General features: G+C 61.4%; 19 protein-coding genes and 1 pseudogene. 17 read left to right on the top strand and 3 right to left on the bottom strand.

Annotated features, from left to right (window positions below; genetic code table 11):
* Positions 1-178: 178 nt before the first annotated feature.
* From ABVS03_RS03050 to ABVS03_RS03035, 4 genes are all read left to right on the top strand, one after another.
* Positions 179-646 carry a UvrD-helicase domain-containing protein gene (locus tag ABVS03_RS03050; RefSeq protein WP_368017982.1) on the top strand — a complete coding sequence of 156 codons (468 nt, stop codon included), beginning with the start codon at positions 179-181 and terminating at the stop codon, positions 644-646.
* 70 nt (positions 647-716) lie between these two features.
* Complete coding sequence (locus ABVS03_RS03045; RefSeq protein ID WP_368017981.1) at positions 717-893, top strand: hypothetical protein; 177 nt, start codon at positions 717-719, stop codon at positions 891-893.
* Positions 894-935: 42 nt separating this feature from the next.
* Complete coding sequence (locus ABVS03_RS03040) at positions 936-1,094, top strand: hypothetical protein (RefSeq protein ID WP_368017980.1); 159 nt, start codon at positions 936-938, stop codon at positions 1,092-1,094.
* Between the two features lie 6 nt (positions 1,095-1,100).
* On the top strand, positions 1,101-1,502 hold the full coding sequence (locus ABVS03_RS03035; protein ID WP_368017979.1) for a TSUP family transporter: 402 nt from the start codon (positions 1,101-1,103) through the stop codon (positions 1,500-1,502).
* A gap of 63 nt (positions 1,503-1,565) precedes the next feature.
* Here the strand turns inward: ABVS03_RS03035 and ABVS03_RS03030 are convergent, their stop codons facing one another.
* Complete coding sequence (locus ABVS03_RS03030; protein WP_368017978.1) at positions 1,566-1,847, bottom strand: hypothetical protein; 282 nt, start codon at positions 1,845-1,847, stop codon at positions 1,566-1,568.
* 234 nt (positions 1,848-2,081) lie between these two features.
* Here ABVS03_RS03030 and ABVS03_RS03025 point away from each other — a divergent pair, with 234 nt between their 5' ends.
* The 12 genes and pseudogenes from ABVS03_RS03025 to ABVS03_RS02970 all read left to right on the top strand — a co-directional run bounded on the left by ABVS03_RS03025 (position 2,082) and on the right by ABVS03_RS02970 (position 13,016).
* Positions 2,082-2,966: a MurR/RpiR family transcriptional regulator gene (locus ABVS03_RS03025; RefSeq protein WP_368017977.1), complete on the top strand. Its 885-nt coding sequence runs from the start codon at positions 2,082-2,084 to the stop codon at positions 2,964-2,966.
* A gap of 191 nt (positions 2,967-3,157) precedes the next feature.
* Entirely contained in the window at positions 3,158-4,540 is a 1,383-nt protein-coding gene (locus ABVS03_RS03020; RefSeq protein WP_368017976.1) for a PTS transporter subunit EIIC, read from the top strand.
* An 87-nt stretch (positions 4,541-4,627) separates the two neighbouring features.
* Positions 4,628-6,049 carry a glycoside hydrolase family 1 protein gene (locus ABVS03_RS03015; protein WP_368017975.1) on the top strand — a complete coding sequence of 474 codons (1,422 nt, stop codon included), beginning with the start codon at positions 4,628-4,630 and terminating at the stop codon, positions 6,047-6,049.
* A gap of 2 nt (positions 6,050-6,051) precedes the next feature.
* Positions 6,052-6,711, top strand: coding sequence for a hypothetical protein (locus tag ABVS03_RS03010; RefSeq protein WP_368017974.1), 660 nt, complete (start codon positions 6,052-6,054; stop codon positions 6,709-6,711).
* A gap of 536 nt (positions 6,712-7,247) precedes the next feature.
* Positions 7,248-7,583 (top strand): transposase, encoded by a 336-nt coding sequence (locus ABVS03_RS03005; protein WP_368017973.1) that lies wholly within the window; start codon positions 7,248-7,250, stop codon positions 7,581-7,583.
* Positions 7,584-7,623: 40 nt separating this feature from the next.
* Positions 7,624-7,881 (top strand): annotated as a pseudogene (locus ABVS03_RS03000) (transposase); the annotation flags it as partial.
* Between the two features lie 30 nt (positions 7,882-7,911).
* A complete protein-coding gene (locus ABVS03_RS02995) occupies positions 7,912-8,397 on the top strand; it encodes a DDE-type integrase/transposase/recombinase (RefSeq protein WP_368017972.1) in 486 nt (161 codons plus the stop codon).
* Between the two features lie 50 nt (positions 8,398-8,447).
* Positions 8,448-9,632 carry a tyrosine-type recombinase/integrase gene (locus ABVS03_RS02990; RefSeq protein WP_368017971.1) on the top strand — a complete coding sequence of 395 codons (1,185 nt, stop codon included), beginning with the start codon at positions 8,448-8,450 and terminating at the stop codon, positions 9,630-9,632.
* Entirely contained in the window at positions 9,629-10,564 is a 936-nt protein-coding gene (locus ABVS03_RS02985; protein ID WP_368017970.1) for a tyrosine-type recombinase/integrase, read from the top strand. The genes ABVS03_RS02990 and ABVS03_RS02985 overlap by 4 nt, the downstream gene beginning before the upstream one ends.
* Positions 10,561-11,565: a tyrosine-type recombinase/integrase gene (locus ABVS03_RS02980; RefSeq protein WP_368017969.1), complete on the top strand. Its 1,005-nt coding sequence runs from the start codon at positions 10,561-10,563 to the stop codon at positions 11,563-11,565. The genes ABVS03_RS02985 and ABVS03_RS02980 overlap by 4 nt, the downstream gene beginning before the upstream one ends.
* On the top strand, positions 11,468-11,845 hold the full coding sequence (locus tag ABVS03_RS02975; protein ID WP_368017968.1) for an IS3 family transposase: 378 nt from the start codon (positions 11,468-11,470) through the stop codon (positions 11,843-11,845). Before ABVS03_RS02980 ends, ABVS03_RS02975 begins: the two co-directional genes overlap by 98 nt.
* Positions 11,846-12,092: 247 nt before the next feature.
* Positions 12,093-13,016: an Abi family protein gene (locus ABVS03_RS02970; RefSeq protein ID WP_368017967.1), complete on the top strand. Its 924-nt coding sequence runs from the start codon at positions 12,093-12,095 to the stop codon at positions 13,014-13,016.
* 562 nt (positions 13,017-13,578) lie between these two features.
* On the opposite strand, the gene ABVS03_RS02965 is transcribed toward ABVS03_RS02970, so the two are convergent.
* Positions 13,579-13,905: a hypothetical protein gene (locus ABVS03_RS02965; protein WP_330972017.1), complete on the bottom strand. Its 327-nt coding sequence runs from the start codon at positions 13,903-13,905 to the stop codon at positions 13,579-13,581.
* 104 nt (positions 13,906-14,009) lie between these two features.
* A complete protein-coding gene (locus tag ABVS03_RS02960; protein WP_368017966.1) occupies positions 14,010-15,305 on the bottom strand; it encodes a serine dehydratase subunit alpha family protein in 1,296 nt (431 codons plus the stop codon).
* Between the two features lie 239 nt (positions 15,306-15,544).
* Between ABVS03_RS02960 and hslO the strand changes: the two genes are divergently transcribed.
* On the top strand, positions 15,545-16,456 hold the full coding sequence (gene hslO, locus ABVS03_RS02955) for an Hsp33 family molecular chaperone HslO (protein ID WP_368017965.1): 912 nt from the start codon (positions 15,545-15,547) through the stop codon (positions 16,454-16,456).
* Positions 16,457-16,521: the final 65 nt, after the last annotated feature.

Genomic DNA, 16,521 nt, shown 5'->3' with positions numbered 1-16,521 from the left:
CATACATGTATGGGCACTGAGCAGGGGGTTGTCGTCGGCGAGTCCGTCCCCCGCTGTGGGAAGCTGAGCCACGACGCAAGCGGGCATACGGCTTTCAGCGGCCGCTCTCTTCGGATGGTAGAATCTGTTACATATTGATTCTTTTCGCCGCATATGGTTGTGGGCTAGGTTGTAGCCCATGGACCAAGCATTCGACTTTGGCAATGCAAACGACGAGCAGCGCCGTGCCATCACCACGACCGAAGGGCCGGTGCTCATCACGGCCGGACTCGGCACGGGCAAGACCTTCACGCTCGTCAAGCGTGTGGCATACCTCATCCTCAAGAAGCACGTGAAGCCTTCGGCTATCCTCGTAGCGACCTTCACGGAGAAGGCCGCCAAGGAGCTTGCCACGCGCATCTCTACCCAGCATGAGGAGGGCCCCAACCATACCCGTGCCACGATGATTTGCATGGGCAGCCTCAAGTACACCATGCGCCCCTACGAGCGCGACACCCTGTATGACCTGGACCTTGACCCGCATGAGCAGGTCAACCGCATTAATGACCCGGCCTACGCCGAGAAGGTCGCACAGATGCGTGAGCGCCTGCTCACCTGGTACCAGGAGACCGCCGACTGGGTACCCAACCGCAAGGACATGCGCTAACCTGCGCCTTTGTGCACCTGCTTGGGCTTTTCGCCAGCGGGTGCACACTTCTCCTTGAAAGAGGCTTTCCATGCTCAATCTCATCTATGCCTTGGTCATCATTGTGGCAACCTCGCTTGAGGCGGTGGCGGGCCTCGACGGCGGTGTCATCATCAAGCCTCTGCTCGATCTGGCTGGCGCTCATGATGCGGCTACCATCAACATCAACAGAAGCGTGGCCGTCTTCGTGATGTGCTGCGTGAGTTGAACCAAGCAGCTGCGTGCGGGGTTTGAGTTCGACAAGAAAATGGTGCTTTCCGTCTCGGTCGGCTCGCTTCTGGGCGGCATCGCCGGCGACAAGGTCTTCTCGGCGCTGACGGGCTCCTTCGACAACCATCTGGTCAAGGCCGTGCTGGCGGGCGTTCTGGCCGCGGTCTTGGGCCTCATCTCTGTCTACACCATCAAGTAGGACCAGATGCCCAGCTGGAAGCTTACCAATCCCGTCACCATCTTTGTGGCGGGATTCCTGCTGGGAGCGCTGGCGGTCTTTCTGGGCATCGGCGGCGGGCCGCCCAACGTGGCGGCACTCAGCCTGCTCTTTTCGCTTGGCGCCAAGGAGGGCGCGGTCTACAGTCTGGCCATCTTCCTCAGCAAGCTTTCCAAGCTCATGCTCTCTGCCACGTGTGGTGCGCTTTGGGCCGTTGACCTCACCGTTGTTCCGTTCATAGTGATCCCGGCCATTGCGGACGGCTTCATCGGCACCCACTCCAACCGCAAGCTTTCTGAGGAAGGCGTGCGCAAGATCTACGTCTTCGTGATGGCACTTTTGCCCCTCATCTCGCTCTATAACTGCGTGGCCAACGTGCTCGCGCTGTAGCCATATCAAGAATCGAAGCACGGGACAAGAGGGTCGGACCTTCTGATCCCGCCTGGTCCCGTGCTACGCTTCTGTGCTCAGCCCGTCGAGACGCACCTTAGCATGCCAGCTATAGATGCAGCCTACGACAAGAACGACTGTCGCCACTGCCATGATGAGCCAGCCCAGGGTGATGAGCGCCGCGGAGGTCTGCAGGATGATGAGGCCCATGCCCGAGGCATAGAGGCCGAGCGCCGTTCGGGCGATGGCGAGGAAGGTGCGGATGAGCGCGAACTTGGTGCGATCGTAGGCCAGGTGGTCGCGCAAGATCATGTCGTCGTGGTAGTTGGCATACAGGTACTGCATAGTTGGCCCTCCCATGGGCACTAACGAAATGCTGTTTACGAGCATTGAAGCATGCGAGGCCCGTCCGAGATGATGCCGGGGGCACACCTCGAACACCGTTGCGCCACAGCGGCACGTGCAGGCCGCTGTGGCGCAACGGTGTTTCGCGCTTTTGGGCTGCTTGCTGTCTCAGGTTGAAGAGAGAATCTGCCTTAAGATGTATCTACCGTGTTCTTCCTGATATAGGAGATGTGTATGCTTGTTGAACAGCTGCGTGAACAGGCGGGCTTCTCTCCGATTGAATGCTCAATCGCCGACTACTTCCTTGAAGTGGGAGATGCGCTTCATGACCAGAGCGCTCGCTCCATTGCCGCCAGGCTGCATACAGCACCTTCCACGGTGTCGCGCCTGTGCAAGCGGCTTGGCTATGAAGGCTACACGGACTTTCGGGATGCCTATCTTGACGAGCTGCGCTATCTCTCCTCTGCCTTCATCTCCATCGACGCCAATCAGCCCTTCCGAAAAAGTGACGACGCACGTACTATCGCGGCCAAGATCGGAACGCTGTATCGCGAGACGGTAGACGACACGCTGCAGCTCACTGAGACCGAAGCGCTTGGTCGTGCAGTAGAGCTTGTGGCAAACGCCCGAACTGTCTTCGTGCATTCAGCAGGGCCCCAGTCCTATCTTGCCGAGGACTTCGTGGATAAGATGGCCCGCATCGGGCGTCGCATCGTCGTGGCGTACAAGGGTGACACCTCGTACTTCTTAGCTTCGGGGGTACGCCCTGATGAGGTCTTCATCGAGCTTTCGTACTCCGGTGAGACCGGTAATGCCTTAAGAGTTGCCAAGAGGGTTAAGGAGGTAGGCGGAAAGCTCATTGCCATCACCTCATACGGGCGCAATACCCTGTCCGAATTGGCGGACGTCACACTGCGCGTGTCCACGCGCGAGAAGCTAGTGGAGAAGCTTGGGTGCTATAGCATGAGCATCTCCACCATGCTCTTGCTTGACGTGCTCTACTCCTGCGTGCTTGCACGCGACTATGACCGTAACGTGGTTCGCCGTGTCAAAATCACGCGCTCATATGAGCAGTTTCGCGATTCGAACAACCCCATCCTGCATGACCGACGCGAGTAGTCCGTAGCGCCCATCCCACCTCAGACGAGGTTCTTCGGCAACAGCGTTGCGCGTCTCAGGGCGTTTTCCAAACCAAACCGCGCAACGCTATTCGAAACGCGCGCTTCATGTGCAGCAATACCTTTCACCTGCGGTTTACTAGTCTCAGCAAGCAAGTCGGCAGAGGCAAGACCAACGGAAGGAAGGCAGTCGTGGCTGACTACAAAGCACTGGCAGAAACCATCCTCGAGCTCGTGGGCGGCGAGGAGAACGTGACCTCCGTGGGCCACTGCGCCACGCGTCTGCGCCTTGTACTCAAGGATGAAGCCAAGGCCAAGACCGCAGAGCTCAAGTCCACCAAGGGCGTCATCGATGTGGTGCAGGCAGGCGAGCAATACCAGGTCGTGATCGGTCCTGCGGCCGCAGACGTGTGCATCGCGGTGCAGGGTCTGGGGCACTTCGGCGTCGTTGAGGTCGTCGAGGACGAGGATGAGCAGAAGAAGGGCATCGCCGCGGTGCTCGACGTGATTGCCGGCATCTTCTTCCCCGTGGTCCCCGCCATGGTGGGCGGCGGCATGCTCAAGGCCATCATGGCCATCCTCGTGGCGGTTGGCGTGCTCACTAGGGAGATGAGCACCTTCCAGATGCTCAACTTTATGGGTGATGCCTGCTTCTACTTCATGCCCGTGCTCATTGGTGTCTCTGCTGCCGAGAAGTTCAAGGTCAACAAGTACGTGGCGGGCGCCCTCGGCGGCATGCTCATCTCGCCCACGTTCATCTCCATGGTCGCGGCAGCCAAGGAGGCGGGCACCGGCATTGCGCTCTTTGGCATACCTGTGCAGCTCGTGAGCTACGCTAGCTCCGTCATTCCCATCATCCTTACGGTGTGGCTGCAGAGCTACGTGGAGCCCTTCGTGCGCAAGCACTGCTTTGAGGCAGGCAGGATGATCTTTGTTCCCATGATTACCACGCTTGTCTGCGGTATCGCGGCCTTCTGCGCGCTTGGACCCATCGGCATGTGGGTCGGCAACGGCCTTGGCGCCTTCTTCGACCTGCTCAACAACTACGTGCCCTGGCTTGTTCCGACGCTTATGGGCGCCTTCACTCCGCTGTTGGTCATGTGCGGCATGCACTACGGCATCATCCCCATGGGCATCCAGCAGCTTGCTGCCACCGGTGTCGATACCATCGTCGGCCCCGGCATGCTCGTCTCAAACGTGGCTCAGGGCGGCTCCTCGCTGGCTGTCGCCCTCAAGGCCAAGGGCGCCGACCTTAAGTCGCTCGCTGCCTCCTGCTCACTCACGGCAGTCCTGGGCATCACCGAGCCTGCGCTCTACGGCGTCAATATTCCCTATAAGACTCCGCTCATCGGCGCTATGGTTGGTGGTGGTGTGGCAGGCCTCTTCCTTGGCATCATGAAGGTCGGGCGCTTCGCTCAGGTGGCTCCCGGACTTCTCGCCCTCCCCAGCTACATCAATCCCGAGGATCCCACCAACATGCATGCGCTCATCTGCGCCTGCATCGCCTGCGCCATCGCCTTCGCCATCGCCTTTGCCGTGACCTTCGTGATGGGCATCGAGGAGAAGGGCAAGTAGGCCTCTTCGCCTATAGAGCGCTGGGAGAACCCGTCTCCCAGCGGCTCTTGCGAGACCTATGGGACGAAGACTTTGGAAAGGGACATTATGGCATTTCCGCAGGGATTTCTCTGGGGCGGCGCCACCGCCGCGAACCAGTGCGAGGGCGCTTATGACGTCGATGGCAAGGGCCTCTCCACAGCTGACGTCATGACGGTTGGGGGACGCGGCAAGGCACGGCAGGTCACCAAGGACGGCATCAATCCCGAGCTGTACTATCCCAGTCACGTTGCCATCGACCACTACCACCACATGGCCGAGGACATCGCGCTCTTTGGGCAGATGGGCTGGAAGTGCTACCGCTTCTCCATCAACTGGACGCGCATCTTCCCAGAAGGCGACGAGCTTGAGCCCAACGAGGCAGGCCTGGCCTTCTACGATCGCCTTTTTGACGAGCTCGAGCGCTGGGGCATTGAGCCACTCGTAACCATCAGCCACTTCGAGACGCCGCTCGGCGTAATCAGGAAGTTCGGCGGCTGGGAGAGCCGGCAGATGGTGGACTGCTATGTGCGCTATGCGCGCACGCTCTTCGCGCGCTATCGGGGCCGCTGCCACCTCTGGCTCACCTTCAACGAGATCAACAACATGAGCACCAACTCCTGGGTGGCTGCCGGCGTGGACTCCACCGACGAGGGCGTACGCGCCCGTGCCGCGTACCACGAGTTTCTCGCGAGCGCGCTTGCCGTGAAGGCAGCCCACGAGATTGACCCTGCCAACCGCGTGGGCCTCATGTACAACGGCCACCTCACCTATGCGGCTACCTGCGACCCATCGGACGCCATCGGCACGATGAAGTTCGAGCACCTGATGATGTACTACTGCGACGTCATGTGCCATGGGCGCTACCCCGGCTACAAGCTGCGCCAGTTTGAGCGCGAGGGTATCGAGCTGCCGGTTGAGGCTGGTGACGACGCCATCCTGCGCGAGGGCACAGTGGACTTTGTGAGCTTTAGCTACTACCTCTCCCACGTGACCGGCCAGAAGACGCGTGGCATCTTCAAGGGGCTGCAGGGCATCCAGACGGGCTACGACAACCCGTACCTCGAGAAGAGCGCGTGGGGATGGGGCGTCGACCCGCAGGGATTGCGCTTCATCTGCAACCAACTCTATGACCGATACCAGCTGCCCGTGATGGTGGTGGAAAATGGCTTGGGTGCCGTGGACGAGGTTGTGGTGGAGGACGGCGTGGAGCGCATCCACGATCCGTATCGGATTGACTACTTACGCAAGCACCTTGAGCAGCTGCGCCTTGCCATCGAGGAGGACGGCGTGGACGTGATGGGCTATACCTGCTGGGGACCCATCGACATCGTCGCTGCCTCCACGGGCGAGATGACCAAGCGCTATGGCTTCATCTATGTGGACATGGACGATGCGGGCAAGGGCACACTGCGCCGCATCAAGAAGGATTCGTACGAGTGGTACAAGAGGGTCTGCGAGACTAACGGCGCAAGCCTAGAGGAGGAATAGAGATGGCAGAGGACATTCACAAGATAGCCAACCCTGAGGGCATTGTCGAGTTCGAACGCGGCTACGTGGTGCCCGACTGCGTGGTGCTGGACAGCGCCTACTGCTCGATGGGCCGCATGGTGGCCCTGCGCGCCTGCGATGCCGCTGGGTGGACCATGCATGACAGCAACACTCTGCTGGCCTTGGTGCCCGAGTGCGGCGTGACGATGGATGACGTGGAGGCATTCGAGAACGAGGCGACGGTCGAGGGTGCCGACCTTGCGGCCCTGCGCGAAAGCGACGAGTACAAGCGCATCTCTGGCGCTTTCCGCCTAGCAGCTGAACGTGCCCTCAATCAGGGACCCTGCCTCATCCATGACCGAGTGACCAAAGCCTTCGTGGAGAGCCTCGGGAAGACCTGCGTGTCGGCCATGACCTACGCGAGCGACAGGCCCGCCATGCGTGTGCGTGCGCAGTACTCACCCGTGTACGCGCACCTTACCGACCCGGACGAGCTTGACGCCGCCATCGCCCATGAGGACGCGCGCCGCCGCACGTGGCATGCGCTCGGCGGCGACGACACCCGTTGGGGCGATCCTGCGACCTATGACCTCATGCTATGCACCGACACCATCGGCCGCGACTTTGCGGCAGAGCTCCTCGCTCGGCTCATGCAGGGATAGGTGATCTGCCACTCGTTAGGGGAGGAGCCGTTACGCTCAGCCTCATATCTGCGCGGCCGACGTAATGGCGCGGTAGCAGCGGGTAGGAAGTGGTCGCCCAGGAAAGACCCTGTCGCCTGGCATCTCGCCTAGTGTCCTGTGCCGAAGGGGAGTGAGTCGAGAGCAAGGCCTTCCGCATATGCCACACTGACAGCAAGGACACCTAGGGAAGCGGTGATTAATCGGGTTGCCGCAGGCGGGCCTCCCTGTCACCAGTCGCCGCGGCCGTCCGGCTGACCGCAGTCGGGGCTACGGCTGCGGGCGCGCCGCTCCCCGGGGCAAAGTCTCGGGGCTAGCCCTGCCCCGCACCCGCCTACGCGGCCGCGACGGCCACCCTCCTGCGCCCGAGCATCAGCAGGTTCGCGATCGCGAAGCACATGCAGAGCATCTGTGAGCTGTAATCTTCTGGTGGACAGCGGGATGGCAGGAACCTGCAGCCGATATGCTCAGATGAGATGCCCCCATCGCCACCGGCAGATCGGAGCAGAGAGATGCCGGTGAGCGCAGGCGAGATCGAGAAGGCTGAATCGAGGGACAGGAGCAGGCTCCCCCGGCAGTACACGGAGGAGTACCGGCTCGAGGCGGCCGGGCACTGCAGGAAGGCCCGGGAGGCGGATCCGAAGAAGAGCATCAGGGAGTGCGCCTCGGAGCTCGGGACCAGCGACAAGACCCTCAGCGACTGGGCCATCAGGTACGGGAGGACGGGAAAGGCCACCCAGGCCAGGACCGGAGAGCAGAAGGAGCTCGGCGAGGCGAGGAAGCGCATCAGGGAGCCCGGGAGCGAGAACGGGTTCCTGAAGAAAGCAGCAGCCTTCTTCGCCAGGAGCCTCTGACGGAGGACAGGTTCCGGCTGATGCTGGCGGAGAGGGCGAGCTGCAGCGTCTCGATGATGGCGCGGGTGCTGGGCGTGAGCAGGTCGGGTCCTGCCGGTGGCTGAAGGCGGGCGGCAGCGGGGAGGATCCGTGGGGTCCCCTCAAGGAGGCCATCATCGAGATATGGGACGCGAGCGGGAGGCGGTTCGGCTTCCGCAAGGTCTGGTCCAAGCTGGCAGGGGATCCCAGGTACGCCGAATTCGCAGGCACGACACGCTGCCGCGTGCGGAAATGCATGTCCGAGCTGGGGATACGCGGCATCTGCCCCAATGCCCCGGAGAGGACCACCGTGCCCGATCCCGAAGCCCCGGAGCGTCCTGACCTCATCAGGCGGGACTTCTCATGCCCTGTGCCGACCACGAGGCTCGTGGGCGACACAGCCTATCTCAGGACCACAGGAGGATTCATCTACCTGGCCGTGGCCATGGACCTGTGCACGCGCATGGTCGTCGGCTGGAGCATAAGGGACAGCATGAGGGCAGGGCTCGTCGTCTCGGCGCTCGATATGGCATATTCGCGCGGATACGTCGCCGGAGGGGCCATATCCCGCAGCGGCCGCGGCAGCCAGTACGCGGGCGCAGAGCTCGCCGCCTGGGCCGCAGCGCACGGCGTGAGGCTCTCTGTGGGCCGCACGGGCAGCTGCCACGGCAATGCGGTCGCGGAGGGCTTATGTGCTCAAGCACATAAGCCCTCTAATGCGCTGGATGCGATTATGTGCCGAGTGGGTGCCGGACGGCAGGCGGAGGGGCATATCGGCAACCCGCTGAGCACATAACGCTGTAACGTCTTCCCTGTCGGGACTGCATCCTGCAGAGAGGAGACGGAATGGACAGGATACAGCAGCTTGAAGGCTTCCACAGGCATCTGCTCGGCAACGGCTACTCGGAGACTGCATCGAAGAACTACCGCTTCCGGGTCAGCACGTTCCTGAAGAGGAGGCCGGAAGCGCTCGGAGCGGGAGAGGACGAGGCCAGGAGGATCGTCGAGGGCTACATCTCGGAGCTGCCGCGCAACACGGCGTCGACCATCCCTGCAGCGGCTGTGAGGAGATGGTGGACCTACAGGTTCGGGAAGCCCTACCGCGAGCGCATCGTCCCGTCGGAGCTCCGGCCGGATGCAGCCATCGATGCGGAGCTTGCGGAATTCGGGAAGTATCTCTCCATCCACGGCAACATAAAGCCCGTGACCATCAGGAACAGGATCGCCTCCATAAAGCTGTTCCTGCACGCCGTCTTTCCCGATGGCACCTTCGAGCGCAGGGCGATCACTCTGCATGGCTTCGCCGGCTGCCATACGGCCGCAGCCACGGCCGAAGGCGCGTCGATGCGCGCCCTCCAGGGAAGCGACCTGAGATCGTACATCCGCTTCCTGAGATGGAAGGGCATGGAGTGCGTGCCGCTCGATGCGGTGTCGCTGAACGGCCCTGCGCGCCGCGGGCGCACGGTTCCCGGGCGGCTTTCCGAGGAGGATTTCGAGGCCCTTCTGGCATCCTGCGATTCCGGCACGGTGCGCGGGGCGAGGGATGCGGCGATGGCCCTGTGCATGGGCATGCTCGGACTCAGGGCATGCGATGTCGCGAACCTGGCCCTGGACGACATCTCATGGGCAGACGGCACGATCGCCGTGCGCGGGTCGAAGAGCAGGACAGGGAGGGTGCTGCCCCTGGGCGAGCGGACAGGAGCGGCGCTGGAGCGCTATGCCACGATGCGGGGGAAGGCCGAAGGAACCCGCTCCCTCTTCCTGAGCACGGCCGGAACGCCCATGCGGTCGCACCAGGTCCAGACGGCGATGTCGCTGGCTGCCGGCCGTGCGGGAATCGAGGCGCACCACGGGACGCATGGGCTGCGCAGGATGGTGGCCACGAACATGGCCAATGCGGGGATCGACGCGAAGACTGTCGCGGACGTGCTGGGGCACGAGCGCGTGGACACGACGATGGGATACGTGAAGGTCAGCACGGAGAACCTCCGCAGGGCTGCGGCGCCGTGGCCCGGAGAGGGGCTGCGATGAGCGGGATCGAGGAGATGGCCAGCAGATACATAGAGACCAAGCAGGCGCTCGGGTTCGACTTCGCCGGAGAGGCCCAGAGGCTGCGCGCCTTCGCGGCCTTCCTCGGCGGCGGCGATGCGACCGAGGGGTCGGCGCTCGCCTGGGCATGCAGCGGCGCCGGCCATCCGAGGTCGTACCAGGCACAGCGGTACGAGACGGTCAGGCGCTTCTCGGGATTCGCCCATGCGCTCGACCCTGCCTTTCCCGCAATGCGGCCCGGGCTCCTCGGACGCACATCCGACCGGGTCGTCCCGTACATCTACAGCGAGGAGGATGTCTGCCTGCTCATGCGCGCTGCGCTCTCGGAAGGCTCGCCAGACGGCCTCAGGGGCAGGGGCCTCTCGTTCCCGATCGGGCTCATGTGGTCATGCGGGCTCCGCATAGGCGAGGCGCTCGGTCTCGAGGATGCCGACTTCGATGCGCATGCCGGGACCCTTGCTGTAAGGGATTCCAAGTTCGGATCGTCCAGGACGATCCCGGTATCGCCGGGCACCGCAGAGCGCATCGCAGGATACGTCGAGGGGCGCAGCGGGAAGGCAGGCGGCAGGGCTCCGGCCCGGATGATCGTCTCGGCCGGCGGAAGGCCGCTCAGCAGGGACTCTGCGGAAGGCATGTTCTCGGAGATCCGCTGGACGCTCATCGGGAGGGGCGGGGCCTTCTCAGGAAGGAGGCCGCGCCTGCACGACCTGCGCCATTCGTTCTGCGTGTCGACCCTGCTGCGCTGGCATGCGGAAGGCGAGGATGTGAACGCGATGATGCCCTGCCTCTCGGCCTATGTCGGGCACCGCAGGCTCTCGGATACCTACTGGTATCTGACAGGCGTCCCCGAGCTCATGGCAGTGGCGGCAGACTCGTTCCGCCGCGCGATGCGGATGGAGGCGGACCGGGCATGAAGGACATCCTCCCACAGCTCCTGAAGGGGTTCTTCCTCCAGTGGATGGCTGCCGGAAGGCAGCTCTCGCCGGAGACCGTCGCCTCCTACCGCGATGCGTTCTCGCTCATGCCCAGATGGTTCCGCGACGAGAGGGGCACAGATGCATCGGAGGTGGGCATGGACGACCTCACGGCAGAGAACGTCGAGGAATTCCTGCTGTACCTCGCCGAGAGGCGCGGCAATTCGGCGCAGACCGTGAACTGCAGGCTCGCGGCCATAAAGGCGTTCTGCTCATATGCGGCATACAGGGCTCCGGAGCGGCTTGCCGAGATGAAGCGGATCTCGGACATCCCCCGCCGCACGGAGAAGAGGCGCGAGGTCGGCTATCTGACGCAGGAGGAGGTCGGCTGGCTCCTCGATGCATGCGATGCCGCCTCGCGGCGCGGGCAGGAGGACCATCTCCTGCTGTCGCTGCTCTTCAGCACGGGAGCGAGGATAAGCGAGGCCGTCGCCCTCAGGATGCGCAGCTTCGAGAGGCGCGGGGGCAGGCTCTCGGTGCATCTTGCGGGAAAGGGGCGCAAGGAGCGCACGCTGCCCCTTTGGCCAGAGGTTGCCGGCGAGGTCACGGCATTCGCCGAGGAGAGGCAGCTCGGAGCCGACGACTTCGTCTTCCCCGGGAGGAATGTCGAGCATCCGAGCAGGTCGGGCGCAAGGTCGCGGATCGATGCAGCCGTTCGCCGGGCGTCGGAGCTCCATCCTGCCCTCGCCGGAAAGCGGATCACGCCCCACGTGTTCCGCCATTCCTGCGCGATGGCCATGCTGGAATCCGGAGTCGACCTCTCGACGATCGCCATATGGCTGGGGCATGAGAGCGTGCAGACGACGCACAGATACATGGTCGCAAGCATGTCCAGGAAGGAAGATGCGCTGGCGAGGGTGCATCCGGACAGCCGGCAGGAATCCGGCTGCAGGCGCTACAGAGCCCAGGGGGACATCCTCAGCTTCCTCGAATCCCTGTAGCGCGATGCATTATGTGCTGGGCGCCGGATGGCCGGGCCCCTCCGCCTGCCGTCCGGCACCCACTCGGCACATAATCGCATCCAGCGCATTAGAGGGCTTCTTCGGGAGGCTGGAGACAGAGCTCTTCCACGGCTGCGACTGGACCGGGGTTACACTCGAGGAGTTCATGGGGATGCTCGACGCCTACCTCAGATGGTACAGGGATGTCAGGACAAAGGGCGACCTGGACTGCAGGAGCCCCATGCAGTACCGCAGGGACTTGGGCCTGCTGGCAGCGTAGGATGGATTCGGTCCAGGATCACCACCGCAGTCCCGTTCGGACAAGGCAAACGCTCATGTAATGTCTCGCTTGCTGCGCTTCAGCTGCGACTCTCTTCGGAGGCTGCGATAGCGTTGACCTACATCTGGGGATGCTTTATTATTTAGCCATTGAGACGCTCACACGTTCGATTCGAGCTGTGGGCAGGAGAGCCGTCAGGTGCCGGAGGCACTTGGCGGTTTCTCTGTATATAGGGAGGTGGTGTAGTATGTCGCGCGAAAATCCCAAGCCTTTCAAGACTATCGACGAACAGGTCGAAATCTTGCGGTCACGTGGGCTTGGCATCAGCGATCAGAATCGCGCAGCTGCCTTCCTCCTGCGCGAAAACTACTATGCTGTCGTGAATGGCTACAAGGATGCCTTTCTTGACCTTGAAGCCTCCAACCTTGCTGGTGAGGACCGTTATCGTGATGGATCTACCTTCGACGCCTTGAGCCGTGTGTTCATCTTCGACAAGGAGCTGCGCGACGTCACCATGGCAATACTTCTCGAGGCCGAAGCTGCCATGCGCACAGCAACCGTTTACGCCTTCTGCTCGGTACATGGCGGGCCAGATGACTACCTGGATCCTGCATGCTACTGCTCCAAGTCCGATTACAGACCAGAATGGCGGTACACCAAAGGGCTCATTCGACTTCTTTCGACTCTGCAGGGGGTACGTGACAACCGACCTCACAAAGCCTACATTGCCCACTACGATAAAAACTATCACGTCGTTCCTTTGTGGGTGGCTTCTAAGTGTCTCACGTTCGGGATAATGTCGGCTTTCTTCGACTTCCAAGAGCAGTCTGTGAAGACTCGCACCTGCGTGGCGCTGGCACGTGCCCTGGGACGTCCGGTGGTCAAGCAGCGGGCACTCGAATATGCCTACCACACCCTACCTGAGTTCAGAAACGTCTGTGCTCACGGGGAGAGGTTGTATTGTGCCCGAGCTGGTAAGAACATCGATAAGGGCTTTGGAGAACTGCTGCGCGCTATGAGTACCGTGGTTCCTGCCGAGCGCCTTTCATCTTATGCTTGTGAGGTGCTGGCGCTTCTGCGTGAAGTGGGTGCAGCTGATGCCGGCCTCGAAGAATCGCTTCTGCAAGGCATGCGCCTGACCGAGCATGATTTTGAGACAATGATTCTTTAAATCAGCGTGAAGAAAACTTGATTTATCAAGGAAGCGAGACCGATGGTATCCAGACCCGCTCAGTGCTCTTCCGGCGGATGAGTGGCGCATATGGATATGGGGATGTTTCGTGTAGCATCTGCTGAGGGGAAGGGAGGAGACAACCCCTCGGGTGAGCTATCCGGCTATGCGCAGGAGCGAACACGCGAACAGGAGTTGAGCTGGAAGCTGGACGCGCTTGCGGCGATTGGGATAGCAGACAAGAGTATCCTCCAACGTGCTAGCGGCATACCGAAGCTATTTATCAGAGCAGTTAGATGCTCCGTGCAGAGTCATCTAAGACCGCCTGGTGCTTAACAATGGCAATGCACCTCCATAGACTGTGACCTCAAACATTTCGGCTGCAACGTATTGCCACTTGGGGCAGCTCATAGGCTTGCCCCCAATTGTTGCAGGAGAAGATGCTGCATCCTAATGACAGCGGACTTGATTGAAGAGGATGATTGGCCAGGCAGGGCCTGCATATGCCCACCGTTCTCAGACAGCTTCAAGCCAGCTTGTCAGATCATCTGCCCAGGCCTTGTCATGCGTCTCCAATGCATTGGCGAGCTGCATTGTTTGCTGCCGTATGGCCTCCGATATCTTCTGGGGAAGGGCGGGATGCTTTTTCAGGATCTCCTCCGGCATGGCAATCTCTTCTAGAGAGAGCCAACACGATATAGAAGAGCTGCGCGAGATCGAGCATGCTGTGGCTAAATGCATTGAGGAGAATGGAAAGGCAGATGACGGCCCAGAGCGCGATGCACACGAGCCTGGCTATCCGCATCTTGCGAATAGAGAAGCTGCCGATCTTCGTAAGCATCCCTCGGAATTCTTCGTAGCTGAACTCGACCTTGTATTCGATATCCATGGCGCTCCTGCATTTTGAGGATGGGTCCATGTTCAGCTTATGGGGACCAGGTCAGCGCAGCGTACGGTAAGAGCAGACTCCTGCTTTGGATGATGCTCCTGCAATCAGCGCTCTCTGCAGTCCCGCTGCTCCTTCTTGGCAAGCATGATTTCGAGGATCTCACGGTCGACATCTTTCATGCCGTTGTGGGCGATGCGGGCCATGTTCTCGATGCTCTGCTCTGGTGTGACGTCGCATATGCCATCGCTTGCACGAAGTGCCGAGCCTGCGCATGCCATCTTCGCAGATAGATAGGCCGCATTCGTTGCCATTGCCAGTTTCATTGCGCAGCCGCATTTTCCGCCGTCGCAGATCATGCCGGCGATGGTGCCCGTCATGTTGCGGATGGCAAAGCCCATCTCATCGGTACTGCCGCCCCAGAGCTTCACGAGCGCAGCGGAAGCTGCAGTGGAGGCAGCGGCTGCACAGGTGCAGACAGCCGAAAGCTTGCCTATTCTCGCATTGATGTAGCTGTTGAGCAGATGTCCGAAGGCAAGGGAGCGTGCCAGGCTGGTGCGGTCGGATCCTGCATGCTCTGCGGCAATGGTGAGCGGAAGCGTGAGGGCAAGGCCCTTGCTGCCGGCACCGGCACTGCTCGAGACCGTGCAGGGTGCGCCATCGAGCCTCGACTCGATGGCAGAGCCGACGGCACGCATCATCTCGTCTGCCTCTCCGACAAATGTGGTCTTGGAGAGGGCGGAGGCGATGCCGACAGGGCTTGGATGCTCCTCGGCGTAGGCGGCCACTTGACTGTTGATTTCTGCAGCATCGACGAGCCAGTCGATGTCTGCCGGGTCCATGCGGTCTGCGAGCCCGCTTATCTCGGCTATGGTCATGTCTTCAAGCGAAGCTGTGAGGTTTGGCTTTTCGCTCTTCGCTTCTGCATCCTTCTCGAAGCAGGTCTTCCCGTCGCGTGTGACCTCGACGATATTCGTGTGTGCTCCTTCGATCAGGGCTTCTGCTGTCTCTTCGCCGGATGCTATCGTGCAGCGAGCATAGATGCTGCTCTTATCTGTGTCGACCTTTACTTCTACCTTGCCTGATTCCACGAGCGCATGGGCTGCCTTCACGATTTCGGACGTGATGCCAGAGAAGATCTGAAGGCCATGCTCGGTTGTGCCGATGAGGGCGCCCAGGGCTGCGGCATAGGGCATGCCGACAGCATCGAAGCCAGGAATCGCGACAGACATGCCGTTCTTGTAGAGGCCGGGGTTGACGGTGAGGGAGATATGTTCTGGCGCGCCTTCGAGCGTGGCTGCTGCCGCTGCAGCAGCAAGTGCGGCACAGGCAGGCTCGGTGCAGCCAAGAGAAGGGGCGACCGTCTCGTGCAGGAATGAGAGAGCCTCATCTGTGTCCATCATGAGCAGATTCTTCCTCTCTGTGGCTGGCCTGCCAGTCTCTGCTGTCTCGTGGTTTCAGGCTCCATCATTCTACCGAGTCTCTTTTTCCATTTCCGCACAGAGCTTCAAGGCATGGCTGCCGTGAACATGTGATGTGCGGCCTGTGAGGTCGCAATTCTTGCATGACAGGGATGATATTTTGGGGTATCACACAAGCCAATGAAGAGGTGCCTTATGGCACGCAGGCAGAGGAGAGTTCCATGGCAGATACCATCATCGATTTTGCGGATGCAAAGATCCGCGCCCATGACCATATCGTCCGCGGCACGGCAGCAGACGGGCAGCTCCGTGCCTTCGCTATCACCGGACGCGAGACCGTGCAGGCAGCAAGCGACCATCACCATACGAGCAACGTCGTGACAGCAGCGCTCGGACGTCTCATGATGGCAGCACAGATGATCGGCGCAATGTCGAAGGTGGACGACGAGCTCGTGACGCTGAGCATACGCGGCGATGGCCCGGTCGGCGGCCTTACGGTCACCGCGAACAACAGGGGGCAGGTCAAGGGATTCGCGAACCATCCGAATGTCTGGCTCCCGCTGAGGGAAGACGGCCATCTCGATGTCGGACGTTCGCTTGCGCCCGGCACGCTTTCCGTCGTGCATGACATACCGGGGATGGACCCCTATTCGAGCACGGTCGGCCTTGTCACAGGGGAGATTGCAGACGATCTCACGTACTACTTCGCCGTGAGCGAGCAGATCCCCACGACGCTCGGCGTCGGTGTCCTTGTGGATACGGACTTCTCCGTGCGCCAGGCGGGCGGCTTCCTTATCCAGGCAATGCCGGGCTGCTACGACTATGTGCTTGAGGACCTCGAGAGCAATATGCGTGGCGTGAAGTCGGTCACGGACATGCTCGAGAGCGGCATGAGCCCCACTGACATGCTTGACCATCTGCTGCGTGGCATGGACTTCCAGGAGCTTTCTGTCATGCCTGCCGAGTTCCACTGCGGCTGCGACCGCTCGAGCGCAGCCCGGTGCGTGATGGCTTTGGGGGAGCATGAGATGCGTGACATGATTGCGAAGGGCGAGCCTGCCGATGTCCACTGCCACTTCTGCGGCGCGAACTACATCTTCGCTCCTGAAGAGCTCGAAGAGATGCTCGGATAGAGCTGCCTGCCTTAGATAGAACAGATGCGACCCGGCGAAGTGCTCTCTTGCGAAACGCTAAGCTG

The sequence above is a fragment of the Olsenella sp. AGMB03486 genome (genome assembly GCF_040884255.1).
Classification (GTDB): domain Bacteria; phylum Actinomycetota; class Coriobacteriia; order Coriobacteriales; family Atopobiaceae; genus Olsenella_L; species Olsenella_L kribbiana.
The sequence above is the reverse complement of the archived record's forward strand: the minus strand, read 5'-3'. Positions and strand labels throughout refer to the sequence as shown.